This window comes from Candidatus Omnitrophota bacterium (assembly GCA_003598025.1).
Classification (GTDB): domain Bacteria; phylum Omnitrophota; class Gorgyraeia; order Gygaellales; family Profunditerraquicolaceae; genus Profunditerraquicola.
Genome location: QZKH01000003.1, coordinates 506,864 through 522,735 on the forward strand (window position 1 = coordinate 506,864; position 15,872 = coordinate 522,735).

Here is a 15,872-nt window from a genome sequence, read left to right on the forward strand (position 1 = left end):
TAACCGATAATAATTATACTCCGATATCCTCGCTCCAGAGCCTTGGGTTATCCTTGATAAATCTCTTCATCAACGAAATACAGGTTTCATCCTGCAACACTTCCAGGCTAACCCCCCTGGAACGCAAAAGCTCTTCTTCTCCCTTAAATGTCTTATTCTCTCCGATAACAACATGAGGGATCTTATAAAGGAGTATTGCCCCTGAGCACATAGGACACGGAGAGAGAGTTGTGTAAAGCGTACATTTTTTATATTCGGACGCCTCCATACGTCCTGCGTCTTCTAATGCGGCTATTTCGGCATGTAAAATCGCGCTGCGATTCTGGATGCGCCTATTGTGCCCGCGGCCGATTATCTTACCGTTACAAACGATAACCGAGCCTATTGGTATGCCGCCTTCTTTTAACCCTGCCTTTGCTTCTTCTATTGCAGCCTTAAGATACTCATTCATTTAAAAAGGGACACCTCTATATTTTCCATAAGACCCGAAAACATAGCAGCATCCCCCTTTCATTCCCAAGTTTAGATTAAAATTATAAATGCTTTTATCTAACTATGGAATGTATTATAGTTCTGAATATATTTTATATCAAGAAATTTAATTTTAGATAATCTACGGCGATTGGCAAGGCTTAAAAACGGCGGAATTTATTTCTTTTTGGGTTATGGCGGCGCGAGTCCTTGCTGGGGGCCTTTTGCCCTGACTCAATAAAATCTTCATGGGCAATTTCAGGGTGTTTTGACAAAGGAAGGGTGTGCCTGATGATTTTTTCTATTTCTTTTACGTCGCGGCGCTGCTCAGGGGTAGCAAATGATATAGCATGCCCTTTAGCCCCTGCCCTGGCGGTACGTCCGATACGGTGCACATAATTTTCAGCGTCTTCCGGCAAATCATAGTTGATAACCAGCTCTATCCCGCTTACGTCTATGCCTCTTGCGGCTATATCTGTAGCGACAAGCACCTTGTATTTCCCCGACTTAAAGCCTTCAAGTGCCTCACGGCGCTGGGATAGATTGCGGTTTGAGTGCATCTCTGCAGCGCTATAGCCCATATTCCTTATTGATATCTTGATCTTGCGCGCGTTATGTTTGGTGCGCGAAAACAAAAGCACCGGGCCATGATACTGCGCAAGCAATTTACTTAATAATTTAAGCTTAGTCTCTTTCTTGACTATGAACAATTCCTGCGTTACAAGCTCTGCCGTGGTACCTGAAGGGGCAATTTCAACAGAAACAGGTAATTTCATATGCTTTGCCGCAATCTCAACGATCTCTTTAGGCATAGTCGCCGAGAATAACATAGTCTGCCTGTTTTTCGGTATGAAATGAAGGATCTTGGTTATCTGCGGAGCAAATCCCATATCCAGCATACGGTCAGCTTCATCGAGTACAAGCATGATAACATTGTCAGTCATAAAATTCCACTGGCTCATATGATCAAGCAGCCTGCCGGGAGTAGCAATAACTATGCGCGGGTTCTTACGCAGAGCTTGCACTTGAGCGCCCATTGGCGCGCCTCCGATTAAACAGGCGGTTTTTAGCCCAAATGGATGCACCAAACTGTAAAAAGCTTCGTCTATCTGTATAGCAAGTTCTCGCGTAGGCGCAAGCACCAGCCCCACCCCGTCCATCCTGGCAAGGCGCTGGACCATAGGAATAGCAAAAGCATGGGTTTTGCCGGTTCCGGTCTGCGCGATACCGATTACATCCTTGCCTTCAATTGCAACAGGTATGGTCTTAAATTGTATTGGTGTAGGCACCTTAAATTTTATGCGCTCCAGGGTCTCAATTATCTTAGGCGCGATACCCAGGCCATAAAAACTCTTCTGTGCCGGGTCAAGCTCTCGATATAGAGCATTCTCGGTGATATTCTTGTTAAATGTCATTATTTAGCAGTCCTTTGTTTGGGAAGAAAATCAAGCTGGCGAAGATGTATGTGGCAGTATTCTCCGTGATTGTAAATACTCAGAATATGTTTACATAAGGGGACCTTGCATTTTCTACCTTTGCTAGAAATCTTTACTTTTTTGATTTCAGAGCTCCTTTTTTGCCTTCAAATGTCAAAAAAAGAAAAGCCGTAAAGGTTAGTTGCCCGCCCTTTACGGCTGCCGATCTCTAATCTTTAATTGTTAGATTATTATACCACCTTAAGCTGTTTTGTCAAACACAATCTTTTCCGGATATTTAAAGCGGCGATAAAGGCAAGATCAAACAGATACTTTTTTTGCTTCGTTAGTCACATTTTTATTCAGGATTTCTTTGCATTTTAAACATACTATCATTCGTTCTCTTTTATCTTTTTGCATAGTAAATACCGGCACCAGATAATTATGTGACATTTTCTGCCCGCATCTCATACAGCTATTCATTTGACACCTCACTTTTGATTTTTTGCTTTTAAGAACAACCAGACAATGCAAGCGTAAAAAAAACCGCAAGGCAAAGTATGCTGTCCTTGCGGTTTGAATCTCCGTCTTATATTATGATTATCGTATCGGCTTGCTGGAAGTTAACGGCCTTCGTTCTTGCGCTTTGAATAACAATCTTTGCAATATATCGGGCGGTCTTCTCTTGGTTTAAACGGGACTTCGCACTCTTTTTTACATTCTGAGCATACTGCCTTATGCATTTCCCTTGGTCCGCCGAATCTACCACCATCTTGATACCCCATTTTTCCTCCGTTGGTTTTTTGCTGATGTTTCAGCATTGACTTGTGATTATAGAGCTATTAAGAAAATAAAGCAAGGGTTATTTACTATAAAGATGGGTTATCACCGGTAACTTGATTATGCCCGTCTCTTGAGCCATCCGGTAAATCAGCCAGCGGGACGTTCTCCATCGCCTTTTTATTCAATTTCTTTTGCTTTTTTTCTTCTGCCTTCTTCTTTCTTGCTAGCTCCTTCTGATACTTTTGAAATGAATAATTATCTCTACCCAAGATATTCTCCTTACTGCGCCTTTAATAGTACGCAATAAAGATTCTACTCTAAAACCTGCGCTATGCAAACTATTTATAACAAAACGGCTATTTATCTTAAAGTTTATCAATAAATTCTTTTATTGCCTTTTTATATTCTGGAAAGGAAATTAAAAAACTTTCATTATGCGGGCCGTTTATAGAAACGATTTTCTTCGGGAAAGAACTAACTCCGTAAAGTTTTTGAGCAAGTCGGTAAGGCACTATCTCATCCTCTCTGCTGTGTATGAATAATTTAGGCATTTTGGCGCCTCTTACCTTTGCCAGAGAATTATAGCTATTTGAGAAAATTATCCTCGGCAGAAATGGATAGATTTCTTTTGCCATATCTTTACCGGAAGAAAAAGCGCCTTCTAAGATAAGCGCCTTTACCTTATTCTTAGAAGCAAGGTCCACGGCTACGGCTGTTCCCAGCGATTCACCGTATAGAATAACCTCATCGGCTGCAATATTGCGTTTATTTACCAGAAAATGATAGCTGGCACTTGCGTCTTTATAAAGCCCGGACTCACTGGGCTTTCCTTCACTTTTGCCAAATCCCCGGTAATCAATAATTAAAATGTTCAGGCCAAGCTCATAAAGCATCCCTATTTTATCAATCCTATCTCCAATATTACCGGCATTTCCATGCAAGAATAAAAGCGTGTATTTGGCTTTAGGGTTTTGCAAGAACCAGCCGTTTATTTTTAAATTGTCTTCTGTGGTTATCATTATATCTTCGAAAGGAATCCCGGAAGACGAAGGATACGCCAATATATCTTTGGAAGGATAAAATATTCCTTTATATTCAACATATTTAACGTAAACAAAAACTAAACAAAAAACTGCCAGTATAATTACTAATATTTTATAAAACATATTAATTAAAGCAATGTCTCCGCAACCTATCTTACTTTGACTTTACTTATCTTAGCCGGTAGTATAACGATCTCTACCCTTCTATTCTTCTGTTTATTCTCAGGAGAATCGTTAGCAGCCACAGGATGAAATTCTCCGTAACCATTTGCTGATAACCTTTGCGGCTCAAGATTGCATTCATCTACAAGATAATGAAGGACCGCAAGAGCGCGGGCAGACGATAATTCCCAATTCGTCTTCCACACAGAAAATTTTATTGGATCATTATCAGTATGGCCTTCTATCGCCACGGCAGAATCAGGAACATTCCTATTCAGGACTTCGGCAACTTTGTTAAGCGTATCTTTGCCATTATCTTTCACCTTGTCTTTACCGGAATCAAAAAATATTTCGGAAACAAAAGTTATTACAAGCCCCCGTTCGGTCATCTCCAGCTTAGCTTTATAATCACCTATTTCTTTCCTTAGCGCATCCTCTAATTCAAGGTTAGCCTTCTCAAGCTCAGAAAGTTCCTTCTCTTTTTGTTTGACGACACTCTCAACTTCCCTTGTTTTTTCCTTTTGGAGTTGCGCAATATGAGCCCGTAAATTCTGGTTTTCAATCTCAAGTTCATCAGTCCTCTTGATTTTCTGAATATAGGCACACCCTGACATGGTAAATATTGCCAAAAACATAATAACCACAAATTTTGCCTTCATATGTTTAGGCCTCCTTTTCTAAAAGCAACTCATTTATCGTCACAAACTGATACCCTTTTCCCTGTAAGGTTTCGATAATTATCGGTAATGCTTTCACGATTTGACTTCGATCCGTATTGTTGGACAAACGATTGCCATCATGGAGCAATATAATTGATCCATTCCGGACATTGCCCACAACCCTATGCGCAATTTTTCTAGAATGGCTATCCTGCCTGCCGTTTAAGCCGCTCACTGACCATTTAATAATGGTATAGCCGGAATTCTCTGCCTCTTGTAACACTACATTGTTATCAACACCATAGGGCGGTCTAAAAAGATACGGTTTTATTCCTGTTGCATCAATAATCGCTTTTTCAGTTTTTCGTATTTGCTGCTTTATCTGCCTCTGATTCTGCAACCTAAGATCCGGATGGTCATAGGTGTGATTTCCAATTATATGCCCCTCATCCCTAATTCTTTTCGCCAGCTCCGGTAGAACCTCCACATTCTTACCAATCAAGAAAAATGTTGCCCTTATATTGTATTTCTTGAGAATGTCTAATATCTGTGGCGTATAAATGCTCTGAGGACCATCATCAAAGGTCAAGGCGATCTTGTTTCGAGTTGAATCTCCATGCCAATAAACAACACCCTTCCTATTCTTCTTATTATGAAGATTGGCTTCGGCAGTACCCAACATCGCCAAGGAAACAAAACACACACCTAAGAAAATAAAGGTTTTACTTAACTGTTTCGCTATCATTGAATTAATTATTATTTTAAGTTTACCTTATAATTATTTAATTGTTCGAAATATTTATATGCCTGTAATGATATTCTTGCGATGAATTCTTTGGAAGGAGCGCTGTTCGCATCAGCATGCTTGGTTAATACCACAATGATAAAATCACCGCTGCAAGTAAATACTATGCCCGTATCATGACAGACGCCTTTTTCAAGACCGGTTTTATGCGCGACAGTTATCTCAGGTGGCAAATATTTGGGAATACGGTCGTTCATTCGAGCAAGTTTTAAAATACGCAGACAGCGATCCGAAACTGATTTATTCCCGAGAGCCCTTCTGTATATCTTTTCTAACAATAAGACCATATCTTCAGCTGTAGTATAATTCTCGAGTCCTTTGTCACGCGAACGATAATCCGCTATTTTGCGGGACAAAAAGGTATTTTGTAGACCAAAGTCCTGAAATGTTTTATTCAAATAGTCAATGCCAAGCAGATCGGTGAGGATATTGGTGGCAGTATTATCACTGTCATATATCATAAACCCGATAAGCCTGTCAACGCTGAACGACTTGCCCGCAGGCAGATCTTTCAGCATGCCCGAACCAGTAAGCTTATCAGTAGATTTTAAAGATATATCACGGTTCAACTTGATCAAATTTTGTTCGGCTGCCAAGAAACACCCAGCCATAATAGGGATCTTAGCCAGGCTTGCCGAAGGGAACAATTTGGATTTCTGATATGACAACTCCCATCCGGCATGCAAATCTTTTATGACTATTCCCGCTTCACCCTTGAATTGGTCTATCTCAGATTTCAAATGCCGCCCTAACTCTTGCCAAGCAGCTCTTCTAACCTGCCGTAAATAAAATTCCTGCCTGGTCTTTTCGGATCTTTCAAGGTATCGCCTGACTGAATATCCGGCACTCGCCGATAAGATCACAATTGATATTACAAGAATTGTGTTTTTTATTCTCATTCTTACCGGGATAAATATCTGTTTAACGCAGCAGAAGTCTTTTTACCAACTATCCCATCGGCTTTCAGCCCTTTGGCTTTTTGAAATTCAATAATGGCTGCCTTGGTTTTAGGCCCGATTTTTCCGTCAATAGGCCCTTTATAGTAACCGGCATTCTGCAAAGCCCTTTGTATCTGCTTCGAAGTTAATTGCACATTAGAATCCCTATCGGTCTTGCTTGCTGATTTTTCATAACTACCGACTGACCAGGAATTATCGTAATCATATACTCCCTGCTGATATGACCCCTGGCTGCTGCCGGATGAGACCACCTGTGATGAACCATTCTGTTTCTTGGATACGGTGGCACATCCTGCTAAAGCATAAACTAAGAAAAACAATAATATTGGCCTTACCGGCATCTTTTCTCCTCCTTTTTGTTATCCATACAATCTCCCAAAGATACTACGATCAATTTTGTTTATTGCGCATAGAAAGCACTTCACTAGTTTCTCGAACTTGTTCAGATACATCTAATCAAAAAGAAATTTATTCAGCTCTGCCCAGGTTTTCGGGCCCACTACACCATCTACTTTAATTTTATTTGCCTTCTGAAAAGCCCTTATAGCAGTTTTGGTCCTTGGGCCGATCCTTCCGTCTACCTCCCCTTTATAGAATCCGGTGTTTTTAAGGGCTATTTGAATTTGCTTTGATCTGTTATTTGATTCAGGGTTATGGCTTTTAACCGCTTCCCGTGATTCAATTTTATCAACTGTATGGCTACCCCCTTCATTCGCTGACGCGCTTTTATCCTTTAAAGCGGTTAGTGGTACTTCGATTTTTATTATAGGTATATTATTGCCTGATTCCTTTTCTCTGGTTAATGCCAGATGCGTGGCTGCATCGATCCTGCCAGTAGGCTTCAATTTTTTGTCTTTCTGAAAATTCCTGATTGCCAGCCTGGTTTGAGCACCCATAGTTCCGTCTATAACACCGGGGTCAAAGCCGGCCTCTTTTAAGACCTTTTGAATTTCAACCACCCGCGGGTTATATCCTGATACTTTCCCGATTATCTGATATTCAGGCTCTCCCCACTTATCCCGGTACAATAAATGATTAATATAGCCCCTCACAGGAGCAAAAAATATCGTGAATATAAATAAGCAGGTTAGAATATAAAGAAATAACTTAACCATAGATCACCGGTTCTTTTTCAATTCTGCTATAATACTATTGAATGGGAAACTTTCACCGGGACACTCAGTAGCCTTTCCCTCTATATCCTTATGCCTCCTTATGTTCTGCATGGATATGCCGTACTGTTCCCGTAAAACACTCACCAACTTAATCAACGCATCATGTTGCGATCTGCTAGCTTTTTCTTCATTAAAGTTACCTACAAGGCATATCTGAATATCAGCGGGACGATTTACCGCTTCCTGTTTTTTCCAGCGCCAGCCAACTTCGATTTCCCCATCTCCGGAGAGCGTGCCATTACCGATGACGAAATGATAAAAAAGACCGCCCATCCTGCGGCTACGGTGATTACGGTCAAAGGTAACAGCATTACCTTCATGAGTAGCACTATGATGTAATGTAATGTAATGCCAATCAGATGAGCTGGATTTTAGGCCCACCAATTTCTTTATGGCTTCCCGGGGGATAGACTTATATGGTTCTATAGGCACCGGCAAGCGGACTCCCGGTATAAATATCCTTTGGCCAATGTCGATCTGCGTCGGATCTATGATTTTATTTAATCTCATGACCTGGTTAATATCAACATTATAACTTTTTGATATTCTATAAAGCGTCTGGCCTCTCTCAACGATATGATAAATACCGTAAGTTTGCCGCATGGACGGCTGAGTGGAAATGGTCACGCATCCGGAAGCTAGTATCGTTAGAAAGATAGAGCCTATTATTAACTTAAGGTCTGAAATTTTCATATTTACTTAATAGGATTTGGGATTTCTCTTGGCCCGTAAATTTCTCTCTGCTTCTCGGAGATTTGATGCAAATGTTCGCTGCCTCGCTGCTCATCTATGCCATAATACCTTATTCTATCCCCGTCCTTCACAATAAAAACACAGCCATTTAATATAATTGCTACTATCACGAACAGAACAAACCTTACGATAAATCTTCTCTTTTTCATAACCCCTGCCCTCGCTATCTCAATACTCTTATAGAGCCTATCGGCTACTATTTGATAAATTAGTTTTTCTGATTCTTAAATAACAGCAGCCGAACCTCCATCCCGGCATGCTAAAAAAACTCTTCATCAGTATTATGTTTTTCTTCCTCCTGCCGTAGAGTCCTTAAGCGGCCAATTATCGGCTTAATCTCATTCCATGTTTTATCCGGAAGATACCGCTCGAGGGTCGCCAACTGGATTTTGCTTTCTAGCTCTTTAATATTCTGTTCAATTTCGGACAGAAGCTTCTTGTTTTCAGCGCAATCTTTCTTATGGCGTATCAGCTCTGCCTGTAATTCCTCGTTCCTTTTTTCATAGAAAACATACCTTTCATGCATACCTATCAACTCTTTACGCGCAGAAAATAAACAAAAACCCAGAATACCAGCACATACTACCAACAAAACAATAATTGTTAGCTTCATAATAATTAACCTGACCAACAAAATCGTAAAATACAAATAAAAAAAGCCATCTCGCACTCATGTGCAAGATGGCGGCCCGACCATCAAAAACCTCCAGAAAATTATTCTCTGGACCCTGAATATAATTATTGTTATGTAATCATCGCCTTATTGGTTCATATTATAACTTATTTTCTAAAATAAGCAACTTAAAAGGTAACGGTTTTATTTTTCCTGCCTTGGCTGCCTTCCCGTTTTAGGAAACATAGCCGTCCGCTTTATCCCAAATTGGATATTCAAAATGATTCTATAAAACATCATGAGATGACAAGGGACGCTTCATTGTGCACTGCTCCAAATTTTTAAAAGCCTATCCTCTAAGAATATACCCCTTAATTTTATCTCTATTCTTTAGCCTGGTTTATAACGCGATAAACAACAGCACCGATTACAGCGCCAATGATCGGAGCTACCCAAAACAGCCAAAGCTGAGAAACTGCCCAACCGCCAGCCAATAAAGCAACGCCTGTGCTGCGCGCGGGGTTAACTGAGGTATTGGTAACGGGAATACTGATCAAATGTATCAGGGTAAGACAAAGGCCGATGGCTATCGGAGCAAAACCCTGAGGCGCCTTCTTGTCAGTTACTCCCATAATTACAAACAGGAAAAACATCGTCATTACTATTTCAGTGGCAAACCCTGCCAATAATGAGTAGCCGCCGGGTGAATGCGGGCCGTAGCCATTAGAAGCGAAAGTTGAGTATATAAACCCGTCTTTACCGGTTGCTATAAGAAAAAGGACCCAGCCGGCAGCGATAGCACCTAAAACCTGCGCGAGAATATAAGGAGTTAATTTCTTTGCCGGAAAACGTCCGCCTGCCCATAGCCCGATTGAAACAGCAGGGTTAAGATGGCACCCTGAAATATGCCCGATAGCATAAGCCATGGTTAATACAGTTAAGCCGAATGCCAAAGATACGCCAAGCAAGCCTATACCTAAACCGGGAAATGCCGCGGCAAGCACTGCGCTTCCGCATCCTCCAAGCACAAGCCAGAATGTCCCGCAAAATTCAGCAAAAAATGCTTTCATGCATTCCTCCTTTGCTTAAACTGCTTGATCTTTTTTATTTGCCCCATTGCTTATTCAAACCTTTTGAAGCCTTATCAAGCTCTCCCTTTACTTTCTTGCTTTCTTTTTCCGCTTTTTCTTTAGCCTTTTTTGCCTTTTTCTCTGCGTCTTCCTTTGCCTTTTGTGCGGATTCCTTGGCCTTCTTTTTTGCTTCTTCAAGCTGTACCTTGCGTTCCTTTGCTGCTGCCTGTACTCTGGCGGCAAGCTCTTTACCCTTTAACCCTTCGATTTTAGCCTGATGCGCAGCCTGGGCGACAACACTCTTTGCTTCCTTTGCGCTAGCGCCGCTATCAACGAGTGTTTTAACCGAAGAACTTACGCTTGAAGCATCTGCTGCTGCGATAGTCCCGGAATCCTGCAGTTCTTTAGTTACTTGTTTAGCGACTTCCGAACTGCTCTGCGCATAAACAAACGTCATAAGGCCCATTACTAACCCAAATGCTAATATAATTCTTTTCATATCTTCCCCTTTTTTTAATTTGAAAACGTGCTTTTTAAATCTTCTTTTGCCTTTTCCAGGAACCCGCCGACAGCCTCCTCTGCCTCTTTTTTCATCTGGCTACCCACAGACTTGACGTCAAAATTTGCCAGGCCACCTATGCCTATACGGTTAAGGATCCTCTTTAAGACATCCCCTGCGACCCTGGAAGGATTGGTTACATCGTGGAATGTTTCATCTATATCAATATTAAATTCTTTGGACTTTGCGCCCACCGCGGGAAAATAGCCTTTATAGACGACCTTGCCGATCTTAAGCCGCAATTCGTCTATCTTTACTTCCGGAGGTTTTTCTCCTTGCGACTTGGGCAACAACAACGCCAGAGAGTTTACATTGAGTTTTCCTTTTTCGTTCAGAATAATATGACACTCGGTAATATCAATCTTCAGCTTGCGCAGGTGCACCTTGCTTTTAAATAAACCTAACAAATCAAAATCAACATAGACTTCCGGAATATCGGCTAAGAGCCTGTCGCTAAAATCGCCGGGATTATAAATCTTTAGCCCGGTTACTGAAATACCAGAACCCACCAATCCTATATTAATGCCTTTAACATCAACAGCCATCCCCGTGGCGGACTTGACTCCTTTTATAATAGCTATTCTTGCCAGTATGTTTCTGCCGATAACTAAACCGATAACTATGATTAAAACTATTGCTGCGATAATTATAATAAGCTTCTTCATCTTTCCTCCCTTCTCTTCTTAGCAATATAAGGGAATGGCCCTAATTCCCCTGCCTTGCTGCCCACTCTATTCTATCTCTTTTTTATCTTATAAAGCAATAAAAAATAGTAAAAATATAACCGTAACCTTTATTTCTGAATTTTGCTACCCCATGGCGCATGTGCCGCCGCCAAGTTTTGTCTTATACAATTTTTTATTATAAGGCAATTTCATTAGCAGCATACCCATAAGGCAGTTATCAGTCAATCCGGAAAAAACAAGTCCGCAGCTGACAAATACTGCAATAAAAATAAACGCCCAATGCACAAGCCATGATAAGAGTATGCCTGCCAAAACCAGACTGCCAGCAATAAGCCTGACCTGGCGCTCTAATGATATCCCGCCTTCGCCTTTAATAACAGAAAGCCCTTCTTTCTGCCAGCGCAACATGCCTCCTTGCATTACCTTTACGCCGTGAATACCTGATTGTATCAACATATCAGCAGCCATAGGGGAACGGTTGCCCGTGCGGCATAGAACAATAAAACTTTGCTTAGATTGGCTTAGCTCATTGATTTTAGCAGTAAGCATGTCTATGGGGATATTGATTGAATCCTTAATGTGCACCTGGCTGAATTCTAAAGCCGAGCGCACATCCAGCAATTTGACCTGCGGATCTTTTCCCGAAAGAGTTAAAGCATCTTTTGGAGAGATCATCTCCAATGCAGCAGCCTCTCCTCTTTGGTTTAAACGCACAATATTATCAATATTAAAAGGTTTAGGGATGACTTTTGCCCGCATATTCCTGGCAAATACCTCTTTATCTGTTTCTTTTAAGAAGGGATTTTCTTCCTTTTGTTTAGCTAAAGTGGATGAACGTTTTTCATGGTAGTCATGGCCGGGAAAAATGACAGTTTCTCCCGGAAGGTTTTTGAGGTTTTGTAATGTATCAAACATGGATTCAGGAGAACCGTTCTGGAAATCCGTGCGGCCGACACTGCCTATCAAAAGCACATCACCGGTAAATAACCTGTTTTCACCGTATAAACTTATAGCGTCATCCGTATGCCCGGGGGTATATATTACTTTAAGAGTGCTTGAACCTACGGAAACCTGGTCCCCATTTTTAAGGCGCTTGTCTGCCACTTCGGATATTGCTTTTTCATGCATCAATACCTGCGCGCCGGATTTCTTCTTAAAAACCGCGGCTAAGGAAAAATGGTCGGCATGCGTATGTGTGTCTATAATAAATTTGAGTTTGAGCTTATTTTTCCTTAAATACTGGCCATACTCATCCAACAAGCTTATGTGAGGGTCAATTATTAATGCCTCTTCTTTAGAGCTTATAACATATGAATAGCAGCTTCCGGCAATAAATTGTTTAAACATACTATTTCTCCTTGATAAAAATGTGACCGCCCCCTTTATTCGACACAGAAGGTGTCGCACTTGGCTTTCCAATAGGCCAATGTGCATTTTATGCCGTAGTAAGCAAGCCTTCAATCATCTAATAAGCCCCTACGGGGCGGGATGCCCCGACTCTTGCGGGCAGTGCTTCAAAACTAAACCTTTGGCGGGGCGCGGCCCCCACCCCGCGCCCCGCCTAGCGCTATCTTTTCAAAAAACTGGCGAAAATTTTAGGGATCGGCTAAACTTACAATTCTGCTTATAATATCAGTTAAGGTTTTGCTCCCTGCTTTTTGGCTTTTTGCGCACTCCATTAATTGATACAAAAAATACGGTTGTTTTTCGCCGATTTTTAGAGATTCTACTTCGGCTTTGCATATTTTATAAATTTCTTCGGACAACTCTTTTTTTAATTGTGCTGGCAAGTTTTCTTCAAAACATGCAAAAAGTTTTTCTACTCTAGTAGTAGGAAAATCTTCTTCTGTGACACCACCCAATTTTAAAAGAGCTCTATTATATTTGGTATTGCAATCTTTACTACTGCTTTCGCATTTTTTATCTCCATCAAATAAAAAATATACTGGAATATCGAGTTCACGAAATATAAGGACACACCTATCAATATTCGTTTTGCCTCCAATAGGTATTACGGTAATCCCTTTCCCTTCTAGGTCACCTGGATTTTTCAAGGTTCCAAATAAAACTGCTTTATCGGCTTCGCCTTCGACTATTACAACTGCATCTGCAAAAAAACCTTCATTAACATAAGGGGTCAAAAGTGAGATTAACCGCGCTTTTAATGATGCGGCGGTAAAACCTTCTTTCTGTTTTCCAAATATTTCTTCCAACTCTTTGGTTATTTTATCTAAATTCATCTTTTTGACTTTTGTTTCTGGAATTGCCCCTCCTGCAATATTCTTTCTGGCCCTTCTTATTTTTTCTACCCTATCTAAACCAATAAAATGAGGAGAGTGTGTTGAATAAATAATCTGCATCTCATAATCTCGCTCAGGAGAAGGTTGCGCTAGCTCCAACAATACTCTGGATATATGCCTTTGTCTAACTGGATGTTGATATAATTCTGGCTCTTCTATGGCGAGTATAAAATTAGGCCTTATTTCAACTATTTCTCCCTTTCGCTCTCCTTCTTCGTCTTTGGCTTCTTCTTCGGCTTGTTCTTTTTGCGAATCATCAACATGCCGAGCTATACTTAAATGTTGCAGCAACGTCATTATAAAGGCTCTTTGCAAACCATGCCCCTTTTTTGAAATATCTCCCTCAAAATTATCCTCAATCAATTTTACATATGCTTGCGGAAGCGGTATTTCTAAGTCTTCTTTTTCTTGCCAGTTTAATACTACGCCAGCTGATTGAACAAACTTTCTTAAAGTATCATTCAGTTCTTTCTGTAATTTTGGTAGTTCTGGTAATTTCTCAGGATTAGTTAATTCTTTATACTTTTTTATGGTCTCTTCCTTAAATGCTAATAGCTCGGGTTTTCGCTCAATTTCTTTCTTAACGACTAACTGTAAGAGCTCAGTTATTATATTCCCTTTGGTCTCGGTTGCATCTAAATTTGCATCTCTTACAGCTGGTATAAAAATGAACCTAGTAAATCTTTCAAGCTTTCCAACACCTACATTCCGAAAACCAAAAAATTGTCCATCATCTTTTATGCGCCTTAGCTTATCCAAATGCTCTTTTTCCCAAGCTGCCAAATTCGCCTCAATCCCATCTGCACTTGATACCGTTGGCAAAGTATTGAATTCAGGCGTACTTCTTAACTCATTATATTTGGTCCTTTTGTCTGATTTCTGAATAGCTGTTCTTATTTCTTGAAAGTCAGGATACTGTAGTTTTGATCCGTAATATCTTTCTTGTGAAGTAACTCCATTAAACCCAATCTCTTTTTCGATCGTCAAAGTTCCTCTATCAATATATGGCGCAAACTCCTCAAGCTCATATTCTGTTAATTTATAAAACTTAATTATAATTCTTATTGGTTTGCTTGTGTCTTTATTGTAAAAATCTTCCTCATTAACTGTTAACGACTTCACCGTGTTATAAAATAGGTTGAGGGCTTGCAAAAATGTTGATTTTCCCGAGCCATTCGGACCTATCAGAATAGTTAAATCCTCAAAAGTAAGTGTTTCCTCCCTTATAGATCTGTAATTTAATACTGAGATTTCTTCAATAATCATTTAGTTCCTTTATCCATAAAATCCTTTAACTGCCAATTTCTTAGTTTTTAACAATAACCTTCTGTTTCTTTTATCGCTTTGCTATATAAACAATAATCACAGTCTTTGCTATGTCCAGGCACCTTAGGGTTCATCAGGCATTTATGCATTTCAACTATTACAGGATCAATCCAAGAGCTATTTCCTTCATAAGAAATAATTTTAATGTTAAACTCAAGCTTTGCATCAAAACTTTCCTTGTTGGTATTTCCATTACAATATACAAAGTAACCGGTAGAAGAAACATTAAAATCGTTTTTCCTGAATAACCACTGATATATTTCCATTTGTCTTTTATAAGATACCTGCCAATCTGCATCTAAGTTTACCTCTTCCTCTTTGGACGTGCTCTTATAATCTACGATAAAAAGTTGGCCTTCTGATCCGGCCCAGACATCATCCACGGCTCCTGAAAGCAAAAGATTAGTTTGCGGATGTAAATATTCTATTCCGCCACGAAGAGCATCTCGCCAGAGATTTAACTTTTCATGTTGAAAAGGAACAGCCTTTATTCCATAGGTTTGCATAAGGGGGTGGGGCGTTTGTTTACTTCTATGCAAATCGAATTCTTTCTTAAGTAATTTATCCACCGCAGAATTCAAAGCAAAGGGAAATCCTGGAGGCTGCCCCACTCCTAGTCTTCTATCAAGATAAAAACAGCGTGGACAGTTAATAAATAGCTCGATTTTAGAACGGCTTATCTTGAATGGTAATTTATTAAGCGGATCAAATAGATTCCGCGTTCTTCTTCCAGAATAGTATTTTGACATTTTAAGCCTTTGAATAACCTATGAAACAAACTCGGCTGCTAACAAATCCTATTTTGTCTATAAACCTTATAAATATTTCTGCTGGCATAACTGCCCTTTGAATTAGCGGAACACAGCGCATCGTAGATATGTTGGGGTACGTTAAAATACTCATAAAGTGAACCGTCTTTAAACTCTATTTGCAAGATTGCACTATCAGAATCATATCCTATAGAAGCTAAAGTTGAGGAATTAACAGAAATCATATCCACCTTTCTTTCTCCTTTTTGATATGTTTTTCCTCTATGAGAACTGCTGCCATGAAACTATTTCTACTTTTTAAGAATTAGAAATATCTATGTATT

The 15,872-nt window shown here is 40.1% G+C and carries 20 protein-coding genes; all 20 read right to left on the reverse strand.

Annotated features, from left to right (window positions below; genetic code table 11):
- Positions 1–13 precede the first annotated feature (13 nt).
- The 20 genes from C4533_04965 to C4533_05060 all read right to left on the reverse strand — a co-directional run bounded on the left by C4533_04965 (position 14) and on the right by C4533_05060 (position 15,779).
- A complete protein-coding gene (locus C4533_04965; protein ID RJP29150.1) occupies positions 14–451 on the reverse strand; it encodes a nucleoside deaminase in 438 nt (145 codons plus the stop codon).
- Between the two features lie 181 nt (positions 452–632).
- Positions 633–1,886, reverse strand: coding sequence for a DEAD/DEAH box helicase (locus C4533_04970; protein ID RJP29151.1), 1,254 nt, complete (start codon positions 1,884–1,886; stop codon positions 633–635).
- Between the two features lie 623 nt (positions 1,887–2,509).
- A complete protein-coding gene (locus C4533_04975) occupies positions 2,510–2,671 on the reverse strand; it encodes a DNA-directed RNA polymerase (protein ID RJP29152.1) in 162 nt (53 codons plus the stop codon).
- Positions 2,672–2,755: 84 nt separating this feature from the next.
- Positions 2,756–2,938 carry a hypothetical protein gene (locus tag C4533_04980; protein RJP29153.1) on the reverse strand — a complete coding sequence of 61 codons (183 nt, stop codon included), beginning with the start codon at positions 2,936–2,938 and terminating at the stop codon, positions 2,756–2,758.
- A gap of 96 nt (positions 2,939–3,034) precedes the next feature.
- Complete coding sequence (locus C4533_04985; protein ID RJP29154.1) at positions 3,035–3,835, reverse strand: alpha/beta hydrolase; 801 nt, start codon at positions 3,833–3,835, stop codon at positions 3,035–3,037.
- Positions 3,836–3,861: 26 nt separating this feature from the next.
- Entirely contained in the window at positions 3,862–4,533 is a 672-nt protein-coding gene (locus tag C4533_04990) for a hypothetical protein (protein ID RJP29155.1), read from the reverse strand.
- A 4-nt stretch (positions 4,534–4,537) separates the two neighbouring features.
- Positions 4,538–5,278, reverse strand: coding sequence for a polysaccharide deacetylase family protein (locus C4533_04995; GenBank protein RJP29156.1), 741 nt, complete (start codon positions 5,276–5,278; stop codon positions 4,538–4,540).
- A gap of 11 nt (positions 5,279–5,289) precedes the next feature.
- Positions 5,290–6,237, reverse strand: a complete 948-nt coding sequence (locus C4533_05000) for a serine hydrolase (protein RJP29157.1) — start codon at positions 6,235–6,237, stop codon at positions 5,290–5,292.
- Positions 6,238–6,239: 2 nt separating this feature from the next.
- Positions 6,240–6,638 carry a peptidoglycan-binding protein gene (locus tag C4533_05005; GenBank protein ID RJP29158.1) on the reverse strand — a complete coding sequence of 133 codons (399 nt, stop codon included), beginning with the start codon at positions 6,636–6,638 and terminating at the stop codon, positions 6,240–6,242.
- A gap of 111 nt (positions 6,639–6,749) precedes the next feature.
- The gene (locus C4533_05010; protein ID RJP29159.1) at positions 6,750–7,412 is read right to left on the reverse strand and encodes a peptidoglycan-binding protein; all 663 of its coding nucleotides are present in this window, start codon (positions 7,410–7,412) and stop codon (positions 6,750–6,752) included.
- Positions 7,413–7,415: 3 nt separating this feature from the next.
- Entirely contained in the window at positions 7,416–8,165 is a 750-nt protein-coding gene (locus C4533_05015) for a LysM peptidoglycan-binding domain-containing protein (GenBank protein RJP29160.1), read from the reverse strand.
- A 2-nt stretch (positions 8,166–8,167) separates the two neighbouring features.
- Entirely contained in the window at positions 8,168–8,374 is a 207-nt protein-coding gene (locus C4533_05020) for a hypothetical protein (protein RJP29161.1), read from the reverse strand.
- A gap of 110 nt (positions 8,375–8,484) precedes the next feature.
- Entirely contained in the window at positions 8,485–8,895 is a 411-nt protein-coding gene (locus tag C4533_05025; protein RJP29162.1) for a hypothetical protein, read from the reverse strand.
- A 326-nt stretch (positions 8,896–9,221) separates the two neighbouring features.
- Positions 9,222–9,908, reverse strand: coding sequence for an aquaporin Z (locus tag C4533_05030; GenBank protein ID RJP29163.1), 687 nt, complete (start codon positions 9,906–9,908; stop codon positions 9,222–9,224).
- Between the two features lie 34 nt (positions 9,909–9,942).
- Positions 9,943–10,407 carry a hypothetical protein gene (locus tag C4533_05035; GenBank protein RJP29164.1) on the reverse strand — a complete coding sequence of 155 codons (465 nt, stop codon included), beginning with the start codon at positions 10,405–10,407 and terminating at the stop codon, positions 9,943–9,945.
- 14 nt (positions 10,408–10,421) lie between these two features.
- Positions 10,422–11,132 carry a hypothetical protein gene (locus tag C4533_05040; protein RJP29165.1) on the reverse strand — a complete coding sequence of 237 codons (711 nt, stop codon included), beginning with the start codon at positions 11,130–11,132 and terminating at the stop codon, positions 10,422–10,424.
- A gap of 144 nt (positions 11,133–11,276) precedes the next feature.
- On the reverse strand, positions 11,277–12,587 hold the full coding sequence (locus C4533_05045) for an MBL fold metallo-hydrolase (protein ID RJP29166.1): 1,311 nt from the start codon (positions 12,585–12,587) through the stop codon (positions 11,277–11,279).
- Positions 12,588–12,748: 161 nt separating this feature from the next.
- The gene (locus C4533_05050; GenBank protein ID RJP29167.1) at positions 12,749–14,719 is read right to left on the reverse strand and encodes a DUF2813 domain-containing protein; all 1,971 of its coding nucleotides are present in this window, start codon (positions 14,717–14,719) and stop codon (positions 12,749–12,751) included.
- 47 nt (positions 14,720–14,766) lie between these two features.
- Positions 14,767–15,528, reverse strand: coding sequence for a hypothetical protein (locus tag C4533_05055; GenBank protein RJP29168.1), 762 nt, complete (start codon positions 15,526–15,528; stop codon positions 14,767–14,769).
- A 38-nt stretch (positions 15,529–15,566) separates the two neighbouring features.
- A complete protein-coding gene (locus tag C4533_05060) occupies positions 15,567–15,779 on the reverse strand; it encodes a KTSC domain-containing protein (protein RJP29169.1) in 213 nt (70 codons plus the stop codon).
- Positions 15,780–15,872: the final 93 nt, after the last annotated feature.